At 52.8% G+C, this 17052-nt stretch carries 27 protein-coding genes; all 27 read left to right on the top strand.

The genetic code is table 11. The annotated features are described in order from the left end of the window. Positions 1 to 132: 132 nt before the first annotated feature. The 27 genes from C4N24_RS01255 to C4N24_RS15225 all read left to right on the top strand — a co-directional run bounded on the left by C4N24_RS01255 (position 133) and on the right by C4N24_RS15225 (position 16826). Positions 133 to 750 carry a lytic transglycosylase domain-containing protein gene (locus C4N24_RS01255; protein WP_181573025.1) on the top strand — a complete coding sequence of 206 codons (618 nt, stop codon included), beginning with the start codon at positions 133 to 135 and terminating at the stop codon, positions 748 to 750. A 1-nt stretch (position 751) separates the two neighbouring features. Continuing rightward, a complete protein-coding gene (locus C4N24_RS01250) occupies positions 752 to 1051 on the top strand; it encodes a hypothetical protein (protein ID WP_146746782.1) in 300 nt (99 codons plus the stop codon). A 237-nt stretch (positions 1052 to 1288) separates the two neighbouring features. Next, positions 1289 to 1543, top strand: coding sequence for a DUF6011 domain-containing protein (locus C4N24_RS15845; protein WP_431733122.1), 255 nt, complete (start codon positions 1289 to 1291; stop codon positions 1541 to 1543). 173 nt (positions 1544 to 1716) lie between these two features. Beyond that, entirely contained in the window at positions 1717 to 2700 is a 984-nt protein-coding gene (locus C4N24_RS01240; protein ID WP_181573024.1) for a DUF1351 domain-containing protein, read from the top strand. After that, positions 2693 to 3649, top strand: a complete 957-nt coding sequence (locus C4N24_RS01235; RefSeq protein WP_242983150.1) for a recombinase RecT — start codon at positions 2693 to 2695, stop codon at positions 3647 to 3649. Before C4N24_RS01240 ends, C4N24_RS01235 begins: the two co-directional genes overlap by 8 nt. Next, positions 3649 to 4317 (top strand): MBL fold metallo-hydrolase, encoded by a 669-nt coding sequence (locus tag C4N24_RS01230; RefSeq protein WP_112089980.1) that lies wholly within the window; start codon positions 3649 to 3651, stop codon positions 4315 to 4317. The genes C4N24_RS01235 and C4N24_RS01230 overlap by 1 nt, the downstream gene beginning before the upstream one ends. Further along, entirely contained in the window at positions 4301 to 4963 is a 663-nt protein-coding gene (locus C4N24_RS01225) for a putative HNHc nuclease (RefSeq protein ID WP_181573023.1), read from the top strand. Before C4N24_RS01230 ends, C4N24_RS01225 begins: the two co-directional genes overlap by 17 nt. Beyond that, the gene (locus C4N24_RS01220) at positions 4953 to 5684 is read left to right on the top strand and encodes a DUF6291 domain-containing protein (RefSeq protein WP_112089978.1); all 732 of its coding nucleotides are present in this window, start codon (positions 4953 to 4955) and stop codon (positions 5682 to 5684) included. Before C4N24_RS01225 ends, C4N24_RS01220 begins: the two co-directional genes overlap by 11 nt. After that, a complete protein-coding gene (locus tag C4N24_RS01215; protein ID WP_181573022.1) occupies positions 5674 to 6618 on the top strand; it encodes an N-6 DNA methylase in 945 nt (314 codons plus the stop codon). Before C4N24_RS01220 ends, C4N24_RS01215 begins: the two co-directional genes overlap by 11 nt. Before the next feature lie 12 nt (positions 6619 to 6630). Continuing rightward, positions 6631 to 7179, top strand: coding sequence for a Cas9 inhibitor AcrIIA9 family protein (locus C4N24_RS01210; protein WP_112089976.1), 549 nt, complete (start codon positions 6631 to 6633; stop codon positions 7177 to 7179). Next, entirely contained in the window at positions 7179 to 7718 is a 540-nt protein-coding gene (locus tag C4N24_RS01205) for a DUF7666 domain-containing protein (RefSeq protein ID WP_112089975.1), read from the top strand. Before C4N24_RS01210 ends, C4N24_RS01205 begins: the two co-directional genes overlap by 1 nt. Next, positions 7705 to 9900, top strand: a complete 2196-nt coding sequence (locus C4N24_RS01200) for a PcfJ domain-containing protein (protein ID WP_112089974.1) — start codon at positions 7705 to 7707, stop codon at positions 9898 to 9900. Before C4N24_RS01205 ends, C4N24_RS01200 begins: the two co-directional genes overlap by 14 nt. Next, positions 9893 to 10084 (top strand): hypothetical protein, encoded by a 192-nt coding sequence (locus tag C4N24_RS01195; protein WP_146746781.1) that lies wholly within the window; start codon positions 9893 to 9895, stop codon positions 10082 to 10084. Before C4N24_RS01200 ends, C4N24_RS01195 begins: the two co-directional genes overlap by 8 nt. Continuing rightward, complete coding sequence (locus tag C4N24_RS01190; protein ID WP_112089972.1) at positions 10077 to 10277, top strand: hypothetical protein; 201 nt, start codon at positions 10077 to 10079, stop codon at positions 10275 to 10277. The genes C4N24_RS01195 and C4N24_RS01190 overlap by 8 nt, the downstream gene beginning before the upstream one ends. Beyond that, positions 10274 to 11263: a DUF5131 family protein gene (locus C4N24_RS01185; protein WP_112089971.1), complete on the top strand. Its 990-nt coding sequence runs from the start codon at positions 10274 to 10276 to the stop codon at positions 11261 to 11263. Before C4N24_RS01190 ends, C4N24_RS01185 begins: the two co-directional genes overlap by 4 nt. Then, entirely contained in the window at positions 11253 to 12338 is a 1086-nt protein-coding gene (locus tag C4N24_RS01180) for a DNA polymerase III subunit beta (RefSeq protein ID WP_112089970.1), read from the top strand. Before C4N24_RS01185 ends, C4N24_RS01180 begins: the two co-directional genes overlap by 11 nt. Next, positions 12335 to 12781, top strand: a complete 447-nt coding sequence (locus tag C4N24_RS01175; RefSeq protein ID WP_112089969.1) for a YopX family protein — start codon at positions 12335 to 12337, stop codon at positions 12779 to 12781. The genes C4N24_RS01180 and C4N24_RS01175 overlap by 4 nt, the downstream gene beginning before the upstream one ends. Beyond that, a complete protein-coding gene (locus C4N24_RS01170; RefSeq protein ID WP_112089968.1) occupies positions 12778 to 13332 on the top strand; it encodes a DUF7694 domain-containing protein in 555 nt (184 codons plus the stop codon). The genes C4N24_RS01175 and C4N24_RS01170 overlap by 4 nt, the downstream gene beginning before the upstream one ends. Before the next feature lie 6 nt (positions 13333 to 13338). Next, positions 13339 to 13485 carry a hypothetical protein gene (locus C4N24_RS15230; protein WP_022257359.1) on the top strand — a complete coding sequence of 49 codons (147 nt, stop codon included), beginning with the start codon at positions 13339 to 13341 and terminating at the stop codon, positions 13483 to 13485. After that, on the top strand, positions 13472 to 13657 hold the full coding sequence (locus C4N24_RS01165; RefSeq protein WP_112089967.1) for a hypothetical protein: 186 nt from the start codon (positions 13472 to 13474) through the stop codon (positions 13655 to 13657). The genes C4N24_RS15230 and C4N24_RS01165 overlap by 14 nt, the downstream gene beginning before the upstream one ends. Continuing rightward, positions 13650 to 13901 (top strand): hypothetical protein, encoded by a 252-nt coding sequence (locus tag C4N24_RS01160; RefSeq protein ID WP_022257357.1) that lies wholly within the window; start codon positions 13650 to 13652, stop codon positions 13899 to 13901. The genes C4N24_RS01165 and C4N24_RS01160 overlap by 8 nt, the downstream gene beginning before the upstream one ends. Then, the gene (locus C4N24_RS01155; protein ID WP_112089966.1) at positions 13894 to 14373 is read left to right on the top strand and encodes a hypothetical protein; all 480 of its coding nucleotides are present in this window, start codon (positions 13894 to 13896) and stop codon (positions 14371 to 14373) included. The genes C4N24_RS01160 and C4N24_RS01155 overlap by 8 nt, the downstream gene beginning before the upstream one ends. Beyond that, positions 14360 to 14887: an HNH endonuclease gene (locus C4N24_RS01150; protein ID WP_112089965.1), complete on the top strand. Its 528-nt coding sequence runs from the start codon at positions 14360 to 14362 to the stop codon at positions 14885 to 14887. Before C4N24_RS01155 ends, C4N24_RS01150 begins: the two co-directional genes overlap by 14 nt. An 11-nt stretch (positions 14888 to 14898) precedes the next feature. Continuing rightward, the gene (locus C4N24_RS01145; protein ID WP_112089964.1) at positions 14899 to 15570 is read left to right on the top strand and encodes a hypothetical protein; all 672 of its coding nucleotides are present in this window, start codon (positions 14899 to 14901) and stop codon (positions 15568 to 15570) included. Beyond that, on the top strand, positions 15563 to 16198 hold the full coding sequence (locus tag C4N24_RS01140) for a hypothetical protein (protein WP_112089963.1): 636 nt from the start codon (positions 15563 to 15565) through the stop codon (positions 16196 to 16198). The genes C4N24_RS01145 and C4N24_RS01140 overlap by 8 nt, the downstream gene beginning before the upstream one ends. Beyond that, on the top strand, positions 16195 to 16419 hold the full coding sequence (locus tag C4N24_RS01135; protein WP_181573021.1) for a hypothetical protein: 225 nt from the start codon (positions 16195 to 16197) through the stop codon (positions 16417 to 16419). Before C4N24_RS01140 ends, C4N24_RS01135 begins: the two co-directional genes overlap by 4 nt. Before the next feature lie 254 nt (positions 16420 to 16673). Then, positions 16674 to 16826 carry a hypothetical protein gene (locus C4N24_RS15225; RefSeq protein ID WP_181573020.1) on the top strand — a complete coding sequence of 51 codons (153 nt, stop codon included), beginning with the start codon at positions 16674 to 16676 and terminating at the stop codon, positions 16824 to 16826. Positions 16827 to 17052: the final 226 nt, after the last annotated feature.

Raw genomic sequence — 17052 nt, 5'->3', positions numbered from 1 at the left:
AGTCCCGGGCATATAAGTACATCCAGCAGATGAATCGGGAGCTGGAAGCAAGGGGAAACCTCACGTTTCCCGGCCGGGTGCCCCGGCGGTATGCGATGGAACGCTTTGGTCTTTTGGGGGAGGTGCAGGAGGATGAAAGCACAAACGCTCGTGCCGCTGGCAGCGGCGGCAGCGGCGCAGCTTCTGGTGGTCGGAAACATCGCCGCGGCGTTCGCTTTCCAGCAGAAGCCGCCGGTTGAAACGCTGGTTACGGTACCGGTGGTGGCCGAGATCGAGCAGGTTGAATGCGTTCGTCAGGACCCGGTTCCGTATGAGCCGGTTACATATCAGGTGCCGCTGGATGCGGAACTACAGTCCTACACGGAGAAAATGTGCGACCTCTACGATGTGCCCTTGGAACTGGCTTATGCTGTCATGCAGGTCGAGAGTGGCTTTACCCCGGCGGCGCACAGCTCTACCGGGGATTATGGATTGATGCAGATAAACAGCATCAACGCCGGGTGGCTCAAAGATGAACTTGGCATAACGGATTTGCTGGATGCCCGCCAGAACATTCAGGCCGGGTGCTATATGCTGGGTATGTATCTCAGCGAGTACGAGGGCAATGTGAATTGCGCTCTGATGGCCTATAACCTTGGCGCAACCGGAGCCAAAAAGGCTTGGTCTGCTGGCACGTATAGCACAGCCTACACGGACAAGGTGTGGAACGCAATGGTAGGGCTGCTGGAAGGAGAAAGGGATGTTTCATAAGATGGCGCAAATGATTCAGATGCACACCGAGAAGAAGCTGCTGGACGAAGTTTTTGCAACGTATCGGGATGTTCAGGATGCTGCCGCCGAAATGGCGCAGGTACTTCCGTGCCCTCGATGCGGAAAGCAGACCATGAAGATGCGCTTACACAGCAATGCTCTTTCCCGTCAAGTTCCGGGCATCACGATTTGTGACCGCTGCGGAACCGAAGAAGCACTGGAAGATGCTGTTCACCAGCCGATGGATGTTCGCAAGTGGGCACTGATCGAAACCTACATGAAGGGGGCAAACCTGAAATGAAACGCAAAGAAAGGCATTTGACCGTGACGGGCTGGGTCGTTGTTGGACTGCTGGACACGCTGGCCGGCGTAATTTCCGGTGGGCTTATGGCCTTGTGGCAGCTGCCCAGTACATATCGCTGGCGCGGCTACTGGGCAATCGGCGGGGAGTGGATTCTCATTGTTGGTGTAATCATTATTGCATCCCGCCTGATGCACGAACTGCAGATGCAGGCGCTTTTTGGAGGAAAGAAGAAGAATGACAAGGTGCGCTCGGTGTCACAGGGTCATTACAGATCCAGCGGCAATCGAAGTGGGGTACGGCGCGAAGTGTTACGTCAAGGAGTTCGGAAAACGGCTCCGAGCACCCGCAAAGCCCCGCAGAATCAGGACTGCCACACAGCCTAAAATCACCGCTGAGCGCCAGATTGTAGGGCAGCTCTCGGTGTGGGATATACTCGCCGCACACGAAAAAAGCGCTGACCAGAACGGCCAGCGCGCTACAAATGGATAGAGACCCACACATTCCGTTGGCGCTTGATGCAGGAACATCAAGCCGGAAAATGCAGGTCTCCACCACACACAACCATATTGTAGCACAATCGGTTGATTTTTTCAACAGGTATGAAGCGGCGGTCAGGAGCGTTCCTACTGCCGTTTTTCTATACAGAAAATCAGGAGGTACACATGGAAAAGGAAATTACTACCACCAATCAGACCACGGCGTTGGCAGATAGTCTGATTGTGGTGCAGCAGCTTCCTATCATCAAGGAGCAGCTGCACAGCATCAAAGCACAGGCTCAGGAGTCCGTCAAGGAGGCGCTTTCGCTGGCCTGCACGGAAGAAACCCTCAAAGTTGTCAAGGAGCGCCGGGCGGCGCTGAACCGTGACCGCAAGGATCTGGATGCCCGGCGCATGGCCGTGAAGAAGCAGATCATGCAACCGTTTGAGGACTTCGACGAGGTTTACAAAGAATGCGTTACGGACGTGTACGGCCCGGCAGATGAAGCGCTGAAGGGCAAAATCACGGACGTGGAAGCCGGACTGAAAGCCGACAAGGAAAAAAAGGTCAAGGATTACTTTGCTGAGATGGTCAAGGCCAGCGGCGTTGAGTGGGTCACCTATGAGGATGTCGGCGTTGCAGTCACGTTGACCGCAAGCCTGAAATCCCTGAAAGCCAAGGTCAAGGAGTATGTGGAAAAGGTTGCGGCTGACGTAGCCTGCATCAACGGCATGGAAAATGCCCCGGAGATCATGGCCGAGTATAAGTTGTGCGGAAGTTTGGCTGTTGCCATTAACAGCGTGAGCCAGCGCAAAGACCGTATTGCCCGGGAAGAAGCCGAGCGCAAGCAGCGTCTGGAAGCCCAGCTTCGGGCACAAGAAGCAGAAAAGGCCGTTCTGGATGTGGCAGAGGAAGAACTGTCTGCGCCTCAGGTCATGGGCACCGAACCGCCCGTTATGGACGAGCAGGAGACTGAGGACTCCCAGAAGGAGAGCACGGAACAGGTCATGAACGCAAAGTTTGCTTTTATGGGACGCACGTTCCAGTGCCGCGGCACTCTGACCCAGCTGCGGGAACTGAAGTCTTTCGTAAATGACAAAGTCGATGAGATCCAGAAGTACATGGATTCCATTGGCATTGAGAATCAGGAGGTAAATAACAATGGCTAAAGCAATGCAGCCGCAGAAAATGCGCTTTTCGCAGGCAATCCAGACTCCGATGTACAAAAATCTCGTGAATAACACGTTGGGCGATCCGGCGCGCGGCGCTCGCTTCATTGCCAATATCACTAGCGCCGTTGCTGTCAATCCGGCCTTGCAGGAATGCAACCCAGGCACGATTTTGGCAGGTGCCCTTTTGGGCGAAAGCCTGCTCTTGCAGCCTTCGCCCCAGTTGGGTCAGTTCTATCTGGTGCCCTTTAAGTCCAAGGCGAAGCGTGACCGGCAGGGCAATGTGATTGAGCCTGCAAGCGTAAAGGCGCAGTTTGTGCTGGGGTATAAGGGCTATATCCAGTTGGCACTGCGGACTGGCCAATATAAGCGCCTGAATGTGCTGGAGGTCAAGGCCGGGGAACTGAGCGGATGGGATCCGTTTGAAGAACGGTTCCATGAGATGCACTTTATCGAAGATTTTGAAAAGCGTGCAGCAATGCCGACGGTGGGTTACATTGCACACTTCGAGTACATCAACGGCTTTGAGAAAACGCTGTATTGGACAGCAGACCAGATGATGGCTCATGCGGACAAGTACAGTCAGGCGTTCAGTGCAGCAGCATATAAGAAGCTGCTGAACGGCGAAATCCCGCAGGACGAGCTGTGGAAGTACTCTAGCTTTTGGTATAAGAATTTTGACGGGATGAGCAAAAAGACAATGCTGCGTCAGCTGATTTCCAAGTGGGGCATCATGACCGCCGAAATGACCACAGCTTATGAGCGGGACGGGCGCGTTATGATGCCGGACAGCACAGGCAGCGGCCTGTTGCCGGAAGCTGCGGAGTATGCAGATGCCGGGCAGAGTGAGCAGGAGCCGCCCAAAATCGAGCGAACAGCCAAGACGATGGACCTGCCGGAGCCGGAAGCAGATGCCGTTGAGGAAGCCGTTGATTTGGCGGCACTCTGATGGTCAAGTACAACATTATCAGCACCGGCAGCGATGGTAACGCCACGATTCTGGAAGATTTCGTGCTGGTAGACTGCGGCGTGCCGTATAAGGCGTTGGAGCCGTATGTTCCGAAACTGAAGCTTGTGCTTCTGACGCATATCCACTCAGATCACTTCCAGAAGCGAACCATCAAGCGGCTTGCCAGTGAGCGACCGACACTCCGCTTCGGGTGTTGCCGCTGGCTGGTGCCGCCGCTCATAGCTGCAGGGGTGCCGGAGCGTCAGATTGATGTACTGGCCCCGCGAACGTTGTATGGGTACGGCCTGTGCAATGTGATTCCGGTAATGCTAGCCCATAACGTACCAAACTGTGGGTATAAGGTGCATTTTCCGTCTGGCAAGGTGATTTATGCCACTGATACTAACAATTTGGATGGCATTCAGGCGATCGGCTATGACCTTTATCTGATAGAATCGAACTACCGGGATGAAGATATACAAGCCAAAATCCAAGAGAAAAAGGTAGCTGGGCAGTATGCCTACGAACTGCAGGTGCTCAGAAATCACCTGTCAGAAGCGAAATGCAATGACTTTTTGGAACGGAATATGAAAGCAAACAGCGTTTATATTCCGATGCACGTCCATGTGGACAAGGAGAACGCGCATGATTGTGACAGCGAAAATTGAGAAGCTGGAGAACGGAAAGCTTGTCCTGAAACCCGACGTAGACATCAGCCGGTTTCTGGCGCAGAAGCGCCCCCGGCGGGTAGAAGTCCGTCTGGATGATGGTCGAACCATTTCCGCAGACCAGCGCCGCAAGATTTTCGCTATTATCCGAGATATTTCTTTGTGGTCAGGGCAGGAGCCGGAAGAACTTCGGCTTTATCTGGAATGGGATTTCTGCTCCCGCTGCCTGCGGGAGTGGTTCTCCCTCTCGAATTGCGATATGACCACGGCCCGAGAGTTTATTACATATCTGATTCAGTTTTGCTTCCATTGGGGGGTGCCCACAAAGGACAGCCTGCTCACCCAGACGGACGATATTGGCAAGTACCTGTATCTCTGCCTTGAAAATCGCCGGTGTGCAATTTGCAACCAGCCTGCAGAGGTGCACCATGTTGACCGCGTGGGCATGGGGCGAGATAGAGAAGCTATCGTCCATGTCGGGCTGAACGCGATAGCCCTTTGTCGGCGGCACCATGAAGAAGCGCACCGCAGAGAAAAAGCCCTGTTTGCTGATTACCATATCTATGGCATCGAGCTGGATCGGCATCTATGTAAAGTGCTTTCGCTCAATCAAAAACCGAAAGGGGAGGTGGAGCGTGGCGAATGATTACATAAAACTGTGGGTGAAGGATTACAGAGCATTGCTAGAACCGTTCAATGAAGCGGAACGGGGCCGAATTCTATGGGCTATGATGGATTACAAGGAAACTGGTTCAGAACCAAAGTTTCTGGGGAATGAGCGCTTTGTTTGGGCGGCGATAAAAGCCAAAATCGATGCTTCCAATGAAGCATACGAGCGTCAGGCCGCTGCCAATAGGGCAAACGGTGCCAGAGGTGGCAGGCCTCGCAAATCAAAAGAAAATCAGGAAACCCCAGAAAACCGAATGGGTTTTGAAGAATCCACAACTGAGGAAAACACAGAAAAATCAACCGGCCCGCCTGATGACACCCCGGAAAGCTACTGGGTCTGGGCTGGATGCGACAGTATGCTTACGCCCTACATGGCAGCAGAATTTCGGGATTTGCGAGAAACCGGGGTGGAAGATGCTTTGGTGGTTGCTACGCTGGAAGAAGCGATGCGCCACCAAGCGAAGCACCCATGGTGCTATGCCAAGCGCCTGCTCGATCAGGCAGCGGCGCAGCACGTTACAACGTTTGCAGAGTGGGAAAAAACTCACATCAAAAATAAAGGAAATCGGGTTGACCGAGAAACGCCGAGCGGAAACAACATTCTAGGTCTTACTGACAGCCTTGGACGAATAAAGAGAAGACCGTTCAAAAAACAGGATGTTCCGCAGGGCAAAGGGGGCGATTCCAATGGGGAGTGATGTTCGCCATGTCCGGGGTGAAGCACAGAAGGAACTTGTAAAAAAGTTTGAAGTGTTTTCGAGCAATGGTCGGTCACGCTGGCAGGTCTGGAGCGATTGGATCACCATGAGTGCTATTGCGGTGTCCAATGCGACAGATCAGAGCCACTTTGACGAACGCGAGAAGCAGTACTTATCAATCGCAGGAAAATACACGCGGCCGGAAATGGAAGCATTTACGGAAATGCTGGCCTTGTTGGTCGTGGCACTGGAGGACAACCCGGAACAGGACTTCCTTGGCGAGTTGTATATGTGCTTGGGGCTTGGAAACGACCATTCGGGACAATTCTTTACGCCATATCACATTTGCGAGGTCATGTCCGCTGTGACAACCCCGACAGAAGAATTCCAACAGAAAATCGGAGATAGGGGATGGGTTGCGGTCTGTGATCCGACCTGCGGCGCTGGGGCCTTGCTGGTGGCGTTCGCAAACGAATGCAGAAAGAAAGGCATCAATTATCAGACGAATGTGCTGTTTGTGGCGCAGGACATTGACTACATCGTGGGCATGATGTGCTATCTGCAAATGAGTCTGCTTGGAATGCCGGGGTATGTCGTCATCGGTGATACGCTTGCAAGCCCGTCTGTGTCTTATGACAAAAGGGGACTGCTTCCGGTTGACAAAGGGAACGTCTGGTATACGCCGATGCTCAGGATCTCGGTTTGGCAATATCGAATCTTTATGGCGCAGATGGAACTGGTCACTCAATCGATAAGGAAAGAGCGTGTTGCAGATGCGCCAAAATCTGAACCACAAAAATCCCCTGAAGCCCCTAAAAAACTCGAGAAACCAAAGAACACGGAAAAGCCAAAAGCCGCTAAAAAGCCGCAAAGAGCGCCGGAACAGGAACCGGTGTTCTCCGAGGGCAAGGGTGGGCAACTTAGCTTTTTCTGATAGGAGGACAATATGGATTCCACCACACACACCACAACCACAGTTGAGTTCGTCGATTGGCGAGCTAAAGCAAAAGCAAAGCTGGAAGCTGAGGACAAGCTGTTCAAGGGCAGTCGTGCCGCAAAGAGCGTGCAGAGTTATGTTCTGCGGACACTGCTTGGCTTTGTAGACCAGGAGCCGCGGTTCGCAGAGGTCGTCTGCAACACGCAGCGCACGTTCTCCGAATGTTGCGCCGCTGTTGTCAACAACGCAGGCGAAGTTCTGTCCGACCTCGAAACCTACCGCCGCGCCGTGCAGTTTTACTTTCCGAATGCCGAGGTTTCGTTCAGCATGAACATCAAACTGACTGGCGCACCGCCTACGGAAGCTGAGATGCAGGCTCCGGCCACCGTCAAACCGGAAGAGGCATCCCCCAATGTTCCGAAGCAGGCGGCACCAGCTCACACAACCAAGCCTGCGTCCAAAGCAGAAAAGAAAACGGATGCGAAAAAGCCGGCAAAAAAGAAGAAGGAAACGCCTGCGGAAGACGATATGCAGCTTTCCTTGGATGGGTGGCTCTGATGATTTTAGGATTCAAAGGATTCAAGCCGGGGCTGATTGCTACGCTCGGCGATGGCAGCTATCAGTACCAGCCGGGCGAAGTGAGCAAGACCGAAAAGGCAAAATGCGCCAATACGGGCTTCCATTACTGTCTGGATCCGCTGGACTGCCTTAACTGGTATGCTTGGGACGGGAAAAACGAGTTCTGGGCCATCGCAGCTGGCGGTGATATCGATGAGGATGACTACCGGACGCGGAGTAGCTGTACCGAAATTGTACCGCTTCGCAGGCTGAAAGAAGACGAGTTCCTTCTTATGCACGCAAATTATGTATTTGAGCATCCGGCAGAAAAATTCGAAGATTGCTTCAAGAGACCGTTCCACATCGCGTATGGTCAGGGCAAGGAACTGGCTGGTGCACGTGGCGAGTGGCTCTGCTTCATCGTCCGGGAAGAAAACGAATTTACTTGCATTGCTCAACAGGTCGATGGAGTGAAGGTTTTGCCCGGGAAAAATTACACGTCGGAGAGTTTGGAGGCGGCACACGATGAAAAAGGCTGAAGAATTGAAACTTTATGCGCCGGAGCCGAAGCGGCCAGAGTTGGATGCGGCGCTGTGTATGTCAGTTGCCGAGGGGCAGGGCGTGGGTCGCTACATCAAGGGAAAGGTGCTGACGGTGGCCGTCTGGGACAAAAAGGAAAAGCCGCTGGTTGTGTGGCGTTTTTTCGGAGGCTACTGGACGGGGGAACTTCGCGGGAATGAGAATCCGAAAAAGAACGAGCTTTCGCCGCGTCAAATTGAGGTCAAGCCCTGCCAGTGTTTGACATGGAGAACCGAAGTGCCGGCAACAAAGGGAGAATCGGAACTCCTGCAAAACTATTTTGATGACCGCAGACCGGGCTATCTGATTGGCATTGTAGAAGATGCGCTGTCGGCTCATGCCAGGAAGAAACGCGAAGAGCGCAACGCCAGACAGGCGGCTGAGACCCAGAAGCTCTTTGAAAATCTGCCGGAGCCGCCGGAAGATTTCAGTAAACAAGTTTTGAAGGTGTGCAGTGATGCGGGCTTTCTCTGGGTCACCAATGACAAACAGGGCGTAATCGAACCCGGCGGCGTTGAGAAGAAAATCTTAATTCAGCGGGCAAGGTGCGATAGCTGCGGTGGTGAATATACGCCGTCAGAACTGCTCAAGCACAAGAGCACAGCGGTGTGCGAGTGCTGCGGGGAGAAGATGCGGGTTCGCAATACCCGCTATTCGGTCAAAAGGTTATGGGCCGCAAGGACATTCCTTTGGTGCAAGCCGCAGGGGGATGGAATCTGGATTCGCCGTTATCTGGTGTACTTCGATTTCAGCAATCATCGGGCAGAACCGGAATTTCATGGCCGTGGAATCTGGTGGACGGACGGAAAGTCCATCAAGCAGTGGAAACGAAGTTGGGGCGAAAAAACTGAGTATATCATGTGCCAGCGCCCAAAGCTGTCCGCGATGCTGCTGGCCCCCTCTGGCCCGTATCAGCCGTACACATTGGCGTCCCACACCGACCAATTTGAGAATGATGTTCGGAAAGTGCTGAAATCTGAATGGATGTACCAGTACGATAACCACCTCAATTTTCCATGGGAAGTTCGTCAGTGGGAAATCGTGAATCGGTATCCGATGGCTGAAAGCCTTGTCAAAACGGGCTGGGCTGATGCGCTGTGCTCTCAGGTGTATGACAGATATGAGCACGGCACACGCATCAATCTTCGCGCAAAGACCTACTACGGAGTGTTTGGCTTAAATCGTCAGGAGTTGGCCGCAGTCTCGCAGAGCAAAAAGTCGTTTCGAGAGGTGGATAATGCGCTGGAATGGAAAGATGCCGGCCTTGCAATCAATGGAAAGAACATGGCAATGACGGCCAACATCCGAAATCTCTCAGGAATGGCCAAGACATTACAGAAAAGCGGAATGACGCGAAGCCTGAAATATCTCCGCCAGCAAACAAGACGAATCACGGGTAGCTACAACGGTCATATCGCACTTAGAGTTGCACAGGATTGGTCTGACTACTTGGACATGGCTGAGAAAGCTGGTATGAATATGCAGCTTGAGAGCGTAATGTTCCCGCTTGACCTGAAACGCCGGCATGATGATCTCGTGCTGGAGCGTAATAAACAGCACCGGATGGAAGCCATGAAAGGCACGCAACACTCTATCAGAAGGGAAGCGGAACAGCTGGAAAAGCAGTTCCATATCGAAAATATCTACAAGAAGATCCGTAAAATCTACGAGTACGATGGAGCGGAGTACATTATCCGGGTGCCGGAGGGCGCAAAGGACATTTTGCAGGAGAGTAAGTTCCTTGACCACTGCATCCAGCGCGGAACCAGATACTTTGAGCGCATTTCTGTTCGGGAAAGCTACATTTTCTTCCTGCGAAAGAAGTCTGACCCCAATACGCCGTGGTACACCTTGGAGGTGGAGCCGGGCGGTACAGTTCGGCAGAAACGCAGTTATAGCAACGACCAGTATGCAGATCTGGAAGATGCCAAGCCGTTCATCGAGGAATGGCAGCAAGTGGTGCAAGGCCGAATGACAGCATCGGAAATTTCTTTTGCAAAGCAGTCCAAAGAAATCCGTGCACAGGAGTTTGCAGAGTTAAAGGAAAACGGAAACATTATTCGCACAGGCGCGAATGCCGGTAAGCTGCTGGTTGACGAGCTGATGCACGACCTGATGGAGGTAGAAAAGCGTGTTGGCTAAAATCGAACTTTCCCTTGCGCCGTCTAAGGCAAAAGGACTCTCGGAAGATGAACGCTTAGAGTTGGGACGGTTGCTCCTGAAAGCGGGGTATCGGGTTGACATCGTGCGCCGCCGTCCAAACGCCAACCCGGGCACCCAGTACGAGTACTATATGATTCTGGACAAGGGGGATAGCAATGCCTGATACCCGCAAAGGACACAACCCCAGCGGTGCGCCGGACCCCACCCGGGCGCGTGCTGAAAATAACATCCAGAAGGACGAGAAACGGGTGCATGATCTTATTCACGTTCTGCGGTATGTGGCAGATGCCGCAGGGTTTGAGATTGCAGAGCGCATTGTCCTGATCGACAGTCAGTCGGGGAGGATCTATCGGTGAACAGAACAAAAAACGAATTGGCGGATTACGCATGGAATCCTGTAACAGGATGTCTGAAAGACTGCCGATATTGCTACGCAAAAAAGAGCGCTTTACGCTTTGCCAGCGATTGGAGACGAAATCTTGCAGAACGTCCGAAGGTTCGGCAGGTCGGAGCGAACCTCTTTGAGTTGGACGCTCCATGGGAAACCACGAATAACCGCTTTCTGAACAACCCAACCGGATTTATGCCCACGATACATAGGTATCGTATGGATTGGCCACAAAAGGTCAAGGTAGGCTCAACCATCATGGTATGCACGGATGGTGACTTGTTTGGTCCGTGGGTGCCGGAAGATTGGATCCTTCAGGTATTCGCTGCGGCCGAAATGGCACCCCAGCACCAGTACATTTTCTTGACGCAGTATCCGGTGAGATATCAGAACCTTGCAAACCATGGGGTACTTCCACAGAAAAACAATTTCTGGTACGGCTCTACCGCAACGATTCTGTCAGACAGCGTGTGGGCAAACGAAAAGTATAATACGTTCGTAGCCATAGAGCCGCTTCTCGGACCGTTTGAAGGCGATGCAACAAAAACGTTCCGAAAGCTGAAATGGGCAGTTATTGGAGCGGAAACAGGCCAAAATGCCAAAAAGGTTATTCCAAAGGCTGGATGGATACAGGACATTCTGACATCGGCAGATGCAGCTGGTACGCCGGTGTTTATGCGGAGCAACATGGAAAGCATAGTGGGCGCTGAGAATATGCGCCGGGAAAAGCCTGCGGCATTTTTACAGAAAATCCCGACAGTGGAGCAGAAAAAGCGGCTGTGGGAACATTGTACCGTTTGCGGCAAGTACCGGCCTATGAAGGAAATGTACGCCCTGCTCCTGCGCAGAAAGCGTGGCGATAACCCGGAGCGGGTGGCTTATATGTGCCCTGAATGCTATGGAAAATTCAGCATGAAGCACTTTGAGAAAGGAGAAAAGGAAGATGAAGTTTGAGCGAAGCGAACTTGGAGCGCTGTTTTCCAAGTTGCGCACGGCGGTGCCGGAGGTTCGGGCGGTGGGCACCGATGATGCAGGAATCCTGTTGAGCGGCTCCAATGCATACGCCACCAATCTGGAACTGAGCGTCCGTGCTGGTCTGTCCAAACCGGTTGAGCAGGATGTGGTGGTTCCACCGCGCGGTGTTGATTTTATCAGCGGCACAGTAGCACCGGAAATCAGCATCGAGGCCGATAAAGGAATCCTTACCGTGAAATCCGGCACGGCCAGGGCACGCCTGAACACAACGCCGGCAGAGAACTACCCGGAGTTTTCTGGCCCGGGCAATGATGCAAAGCGGTGTATCGTGGAGGCCAACGATTTAAGCTGGGCAATCTCCAAAGTCCTCTATGCGGTGTCGAAGGACGAAAAACACCCTGCGCACCGTGGCCTGTGCTTCTCTCGGAAAGGCGAGGATGTGCTGGAAATCTGTGCGCTGGATGGATACCGAATGGCGATTGCCAGAATCAATTGCACAGCTGATGGTGATTTTCGCTTTACGCTTCCTGCGGCCACGGCAAAGGCAGTTGATACGCTTTCTATGGATGGTAGCGTGGAAATTGTGCGTGACCGAAAAAAGGCTGTTTTCAGTGACAGCAATTTCGAGGTGAGGTCCCGCCTGATTGCGGAACCGTTCTTGGACTATGGTAAGGTTGTGGCCCAGAGAAATGAAGGAACCCGAATTGCGCTTGACAGAAAAGAACTGCTGGGCGTTCTGGGTCGCGTCAAGCTGGCCCGGTCTGCAGACGCAAAGGAAAAGAGCGTTCTGGTAATGGATCTGGAGCCCGGCGGCACCGGCAGAGCATCAATGCGCAGCACGATCGCGCAAATGAATGAGGAGTTTTCCTTTAGCGGAAAGTTGGAAGACCCCTTGCGAATCGGCTTTAATCTGGAATTTTTGAGCGAGGCTTTGAAGTCGATGGAAGGAGACGAGGTCAGCGCATGGGTGGTCGGCCCTCTGTCCCCCGTAAAGCTGATTGAGCCGCAGTATGAAGCGCTGGTGCTTCCTGTCAAGGTTAGGGGGGAAGCATGATGCAAGGTAGAACTTTTCGCGGGCAGTCCCCAGATGGCACTTGGCATGAAGGGTTCCTGATTCGCTCCCCGGGCGTGAAGAACAGCCGCCCGGGTGAGGGCTGGTACATCAACTCCGAGCAAGAGCCGGCATACGCCCATCTGGTCAAGCCATTTACAATCGGCATGAGCACTGGCGTAAAGGACATGGAAGGAACGATGGTCTTTGAGGGCGACATCATCAAAACCACCGGCCCCAACGAGCGGATTTTCTCTGTGGAGTTTGGTGAGTACATTGCCTATGGCGTGGGCCATATCGGGTTCTACGCAAAGATTGCCGGCAAGAACTCACGCGACTACAACCCGTGCTGTCTTCGGGCGTTGCTCTACATTGGAAAAGTGGTTGGAAACATGAGCGACACGCCATACCTGATGAAAGAAGCTGGAGAGGAGCAGAAAAAATGAAATGGACTGAAACAATTACCCCGAAACAGGCAGCTGAAGAGCTGGGAGTACCTTATCACGGCTGGATGAGGGAGATGGATCGGGCATGGATCAGCGAAGACCAGAAGTACAGCGTGATGTCTCGCTTGCTCCGCACGGAATGGGGCAAGGTCGAACACGTCACGATTACGGCGGCAGAGGGCGTTGGCCGGAGTGACGGCAGCGGGGATATCCCGTGGGCCGTCAAGATGGAAATTAAAAACGACCTGTTCGGCGAGAAGCGAGTTGCCGTCGAAGTGTTCCCAACGCAGGACCGGCTGGTGGACGTCTGCGACTGCTATCACCTCTGGGGGTTTGAGAAAGGTTTCCAGCTTCCGTTCGGCATCCACCCGCGCGATAAGAAAACGGTGACGGTCAATCGCGGCAGTACCAGAGTTCGGGCCATTGACGGCGCGGGACGCGAACACAGCATCAAAGAGCTGCTGGAAGAGAATGGTGCGGCGGATGTTCCTAAACAGGCATATGCACAGGCTATGGCCGGGTATATGATGAAAAATCTTCTGGGAGGGTGATGCAAAATGTGGCTTTGGATTGTGCTGGTGGTTCTGGCGGTGATGGCTGCACTTCTGATTTATGCGGCGTGCTGCGTGGATGGTGATATAGACCGCCAGAGCGAAGCGCACCCGCCGAAACCAGAGAAAGGACGAGACGATGGCAAAGTATGAGATGCTTATCGCTGCATCCGGGAAACGTGGCTCTGCACTCCTGCCGTGCGTTGTTGTCGATGAAAAGGGCATTAAGCGTGCTGCTGTACGGGCTAAGGCGATGGCTAGAGCTTGCTACCCGGAGTATGAAAAATTCAATGTGGTGAAGATGAAGGTGATTTCAGATGAATGAAAAGGGATTGATGGAACAGTCGAACGCAGCGATTAAAGCGGCGCTGGAGCTGTACGCGGCTGACCATGGGAAGTTGAACGATGGTGACAGCTTTACGACAAAGCTCAATAACTGTGTGCTCACCATTTCGCTGAAAGATGGGAGCTTGGACGTACAGTTTGACCCGGACGCAGACGTCGCGGTGGACACCCCGTACACACTGGACATGAAGCTCGACATTTATGAGGAGGAAGACAATGGATGAGTACATCAATCGTGAGGACGTATTGAAATGCCTGGAGTATAACACGATTCAGAAGCCGAGTGCGAATGATGTTGTTTCTGCGACTCTCCGGGTAGCGCGGGAAAAGGTCGAGAAACTTCCTGTTGCACAGGAAGGAGTGCTACTTTCTTTCTGGCGCGACCCCGACAAGGATCCTCCGAAAGTTGAGACGGAAGTGCTGATTCTGTACCGAAACGAAATTGACGGGTACGGAATAACGACGGCGCACTATGAAGACGGGAGCGTTTTTTTACAAGATAGCGTATGGTATTGGGAAGACCTTCCCGATTGGGGGACATACGACGAGGAGCGGGACGACTACAAAATCCCGAAAGGCTGGTGGGAATACCGCCACTTCAACCCGGACGAGGTTTACAACAACCGGATTGACCGGCCTGTTGTTGGTTGGATGCCTTTGCCACCGAAGGAAGTGACACAGAATGGCAATCAATAAGAAAACCCGTGAGGCGGTATACCGGAAGTACGGAGGTCGCTGCGCATATTGCGGCAGGGCGATTGCCTACAAAGATATGCAAGTAGATCACTTCCGACCGTTGCGGGTGTGGGATGAAGTAGATGGCGCGGCAGATGATATTTCAAACCTTATGCCCGCCTGCCGGATGTGCAACCACTACAAGCGCGCAAACTCCCTGGAAGCATTTCGCCGGTATATTGCCGAGATTCCCCGTAAGCTGCGTGATAACTATATTTATAAAATTGGCGTAGCTTACAGGAATATTATTGAAAACGAAAAGCCGATTAAGTTTTTCTTCGAAACTGAGGAGGCGAAGACCAACCCTGAATATGCTATTACGAGTCCGGAGGAAATGGCCCGTTATTTGATGGGGTTTTGCCGTTGCCGTTTGGCGACCGGAAATGGTTGCCCGGGCTGCCCGTTTGATAAACCGACCAGCGACAACGGGGATGGAGAGTGCCGTTTATATGTCCCCGACGACTGGGATTTTTGAGGAGGTATAGAATGGATAAGCAAAAGATTAAGAGTGTTCCGAGGCTGACGACCAACAACCCGGGGAACAATTTTCAGACTGCCCTCAACTTTACTGACGTCAGCGAGGACGGCTGGGTATGGCTGCGGCAACCCGAAATAGCGCTGACCGAGTACGCGCGGCAGCTCGTCAAGGGCCATGGCAGCAGCATCGATTTGAACTGCAACGATATGGAACTCTCCGAAAGCCTGACCGATCACCTCTTCGATGACCCAAAGCAGAGCATCGATGGACTGATTGCAGAGCATTACACGATTTTGTGGGCCTACGCGACCCTGCGGGAAAAACTCAAATGGTACGAGGATGCAGGAATCCCGGTCATTCCTAATTACGGTCTGAGTACCATCCGGCGGGCGATCAATCGGTACGGCACCGCCCCTCAGCTCCAGATGGCGATCAAGGAAATGTCAGAGCTCACGAAGGCGATCTGCAATCTCCAGCGGGCCGTAACCTTCAACTACCGCAACGGTGCGAAGATCAAGGTCGCCCACGAGAGCGTCAGGGAAGAAATCGCGGATGTTTACATCATGCTGGCGCAGCTCGTTGAGATCGTCGGCAAGCCTGAAGAGGTACAGCAGATCGTGCTCGAAAAGCTCGAACAGCTCAAAGGCGACCTGGACGGCGGGGAGGTGCAAAGTGAGTAAAGCTGTTTTACTGAGCATCCGGCCAAACTGGTGCAAGCTGATTTGGGCTGGAATGAAGACCGTAGAGGTGCGTAGAACTTGCCCGAAGCTGGAGGCGCCGTTCAAAGTGTATATCTATTGCACCGGTCATGATGGCTGGATTATGAAATCGCGCAGGGCTGGAGTGCAGAAGATGGATAGCAGAGTTATCGGCGAGTTTATCTGCGATGAAATTTATAAAATTGACCGAGACTGCAATGGGTTTAACTTCACTGCTCCGAGTCTGGATCTGCCGGTTTACACCCTGCCGGAAAATAACGATGAAGAACGCAACGCCAAGAGAGAAGAACTTATCACTTGCATGACCGATGAACAGCTTTCCGAATATCTCGGCATTCATCCCGGCTACGGTTGGCATATCACGGAACTAAAAATTTACGATGTGCCTAGGCCGATTCGTGACTTTATGTGCCCGTGCGCCAAAAGGTATGCTGATGCAGATGGAAAATGGCGCTGCAAAAATGCTGATAAAATGAAAAATAAAAACGGCAGTTTTGAAAACGACGGGTGTATCTGCACTGACCTTGACAGGCTGAGCCGACCGCCTCAAAGTTGGTGCTATGTGGAGGATGCAGAATGTACGTCATGAACAAAAAATGGGACTCTGTCACGAACATTGCCCAGTGCACCAGCGTGTATGTGAGCCCTGAACACGAAATCAAGGCGGTTCCTACGGGCGGCGGTGCGGTATATCGTCTGGGCCAGTACGAAACGGCAGAAATTGCCCGCGCTGTGCTGAATGACCTGCGACTGGTTGCACCTACCAGATGCCGAATGACCAACGAGCACGGGTGCTGGTCCGCGGCATGAGCGATGAACGGCCTGAAAAGTTTGCTGGGAACGGCAAGAAGCCGGTGCGTAGGGGAGGATCCTGATGGCAAAGAAACATCATTGTGGTCGAAAAGACAGGCCGCAGAGGGCATGTAATCCTGATGCTTGCCCCAATTGTATGTACGTCGGAGAGGGTGACAGCTGGTGCGACAAAATCGGAGAAATCGTTCTTTCTGACTGGGAGCCTACAGAGTATTACATGGGGTGCTGCAAGAAAGGAAAGGAAACGAAAAATGAATCTGATTCGTGAAATTTTCTTTAGCCCGATGGTCGTGGATGCGGCCGGAATTATCCTGATTGTGGCTGCATTGCCTATGGTAGGTTGGTCTTGGGCTGTAAGCCACATGGCTGGACCGAAGGTCAAAAATGCAAAGGAGGGCACATGAAAGCACATCTGTCGTTCCTGTGCAATGGTCAGTGTCGGTGGTGCAAGAACTACTGGGATTGCAGTAAGTACAAAAAAATCCTGGCAAAAATTTTCGGATGCAAAGATTGGAGATGGCAAAACAGATGAAGGACATTCGCCAGCAGTGTGTCGATGAGCAGGACAAGGCCGCACAAATCTTTACTTGGTGCATGGTGGTGGCTATGCATCAGGAAGAAGGCATTGGA

It is taken from the genome of Faecalibacterium prausnitzii, from assembly GCF_003287405.1.
Lineage (GTDB): Bacteria > Bacillota > Clostridia > Oscillospirales > Ruminococcaceae > Faecalibacterium > Faecalibacterium intestinale.
Note: the sequence above shows the minus strand (reverse complement) of the source record. Positions and strands in the feature narration are given on the sequence as shown.

What these genes read in the sequence shown, in the direction of transcription:
- C4N24_RS01255 (WP_181573025.1), top strand. Translation starts at nt 133, where the DNA reads ATGAAAGCACAAACGCTCGTGCCGCTGGCAGCGGCGGCAGCGGCGCAG.
- C4N24_RS01250 (WP_146746782.1), top strand. Translation starts at nt 752, where the DNA reads ATGGCGCAAATGATTCAGATGCACACCGAGAAGAAGCTGCTGGACGAA.
- C4N24_RS15845 (WP_431733122.1), top strand. Translation starts at nt 1,289, where the DNA reads ATGACAAGGTGCGCTCGGTGTCACAGGGTCATTACAGATCCAGCGGCA.
- C4N24_RS01240 (WP_181573024.1), top strand. Translation starts at nt 1,717, where the DNA reads ATGGAAAAGGAAATTACTACCACCAATCAGACCACGGCGTTGGCAGAT.
- C4N24_RS01235 (WP_242983150.1), top strand. Translation starts at nt 2,693, where the DNA reads ATGGCTAAAGCAATGCAGCCGCAGAAAATGCGCTTTTCGCAGGCAATC.
- C4N24_RS01230 (WP_112089980.1), top strand. Translation starts at nt 3,649, where the DNA reads ATGGTCAAGTACAACATTATCAGCACCGGCAGCGATGGTAACGCCACG.
- C4N24_RS01215 (WP_181573022.1), top strand. Translation starts at nt 5,674, where the DNA reads ATGGGGAGTGATGTTCGCCATGTCCGGGGTGAAGCACAGAAGGAACTT.
- C4N24_RS01210 (WP_112089976.1), top strand. Translation starts at nt 6,631, where the DNA reads ATGGATTCCACCACACACACCACAACCACAGTTGAGTTCGTCGATTGG.
- C4N24_RS01205 (WP_112089975.1), top strand. Translation starts at nt 7,179, where the DNA reads ATGATTTTAGGATTCAAAGGATTCAAGCCGGGGCTGATTGCTACGCTC.
- C4N24_RS01200 (WP_112089974.1), top strand. Translation starts at nt 7,705, where the DNA reads ATGAAAAAGGCTGAAGAATTGAAACTTTATGCGCCGGAGCCGAAGCGG.
- C4N24_RS01190 (WP_112089972.1), top strand. Translation starts at nt 10,077, where the DNA reads ATGCCTGATACCCGCAAAGGACACAACCCCAGCGGTGCGCCGGACCCC.
- C4N24_RS01180 (WP_112089970.1), top strand. Translation starts at nt 11,253, where the DNA reads ATGAAGTTTGAGCGAAGCGAACTTGGAGCGCTGTTTTCCAAGTTGCGC.
- C4N24_RS01175 (WP_112089969.1), top strand. Translation starts at nt 12,335, where the DNA reads ATGATGCAAGGTAGAACTTTTCGCGGGCAGTCCCCAGATGGCACTTGG.
- C4N24_RS01170 (WP_112089968.1), top strand. Translation starts at nt 12,778, where the DNA reads ATGAAATGGACTGAAACAATTACCCCGAAACAGGCAGCTGAAGAGCTG.
- C4N24_RS15230 (WP_022257359.1), top strand. Translation starts at nt 13,339, where the DNA reads ATGTGGCTTTGGATTGTGCTGGTGGTTCTGGCGGTGATGGCTGCACTT.
- C4N24_RS01165 (WP_112089967.1), top strand. Translation starts at nt 13,472, where the DNA reads ATGGCAAAGTATGAGATGCTTATCGCTGCATCCGGGAAACGTGGCTCT.
- C4N24_RS01160 (WP_022257357.1), top strand. Translation starts at nt 13,650, where the DNA reads ATGAATGAAAAGGGATTGATGGAACAGTCGAACGCAGCGATTAAAGCG.
- C4N24_RS01155 (WP_112089966.1), top strand. Translation starts at nt 13,894, where the DNA reads ATGGATGAGTACATCAATCGTGAGGACGTATTGAAATGCCTGGAGTAT.
- C4N24_RS01150 (WP_112089965.1), top strand. Translation starts at nt 14,360, where the DNA reads ATGGCAATCAATAAGAAAACCCGTGAGGCGGTATACCGGAAGTACGGA.
- C4N24_RS01145 (WP_112089964.1), top strand. Translation starts at nt 14,899, where the DNA reads ATGGATAAGCAAAAGATTAAGAGTGTTCCGAGGCTGACGACCAACAAC.
- C4N24_RS01135 (WP_181573021.1), top strand. Translation starts at nt 16,195, where the DNA reads ATGAACAAAAAATGGGACTCTGTCACGAACATTGCCCAGTGCACCAGC.
- C4N24_RS15225 (WP_181573020.1), top strand. Translation starts at nt 16,674, where the DNA reads ATGAATCTGATTCGTGAAATTTTCTTTAGCCCGATGGTCGTGGATGCG.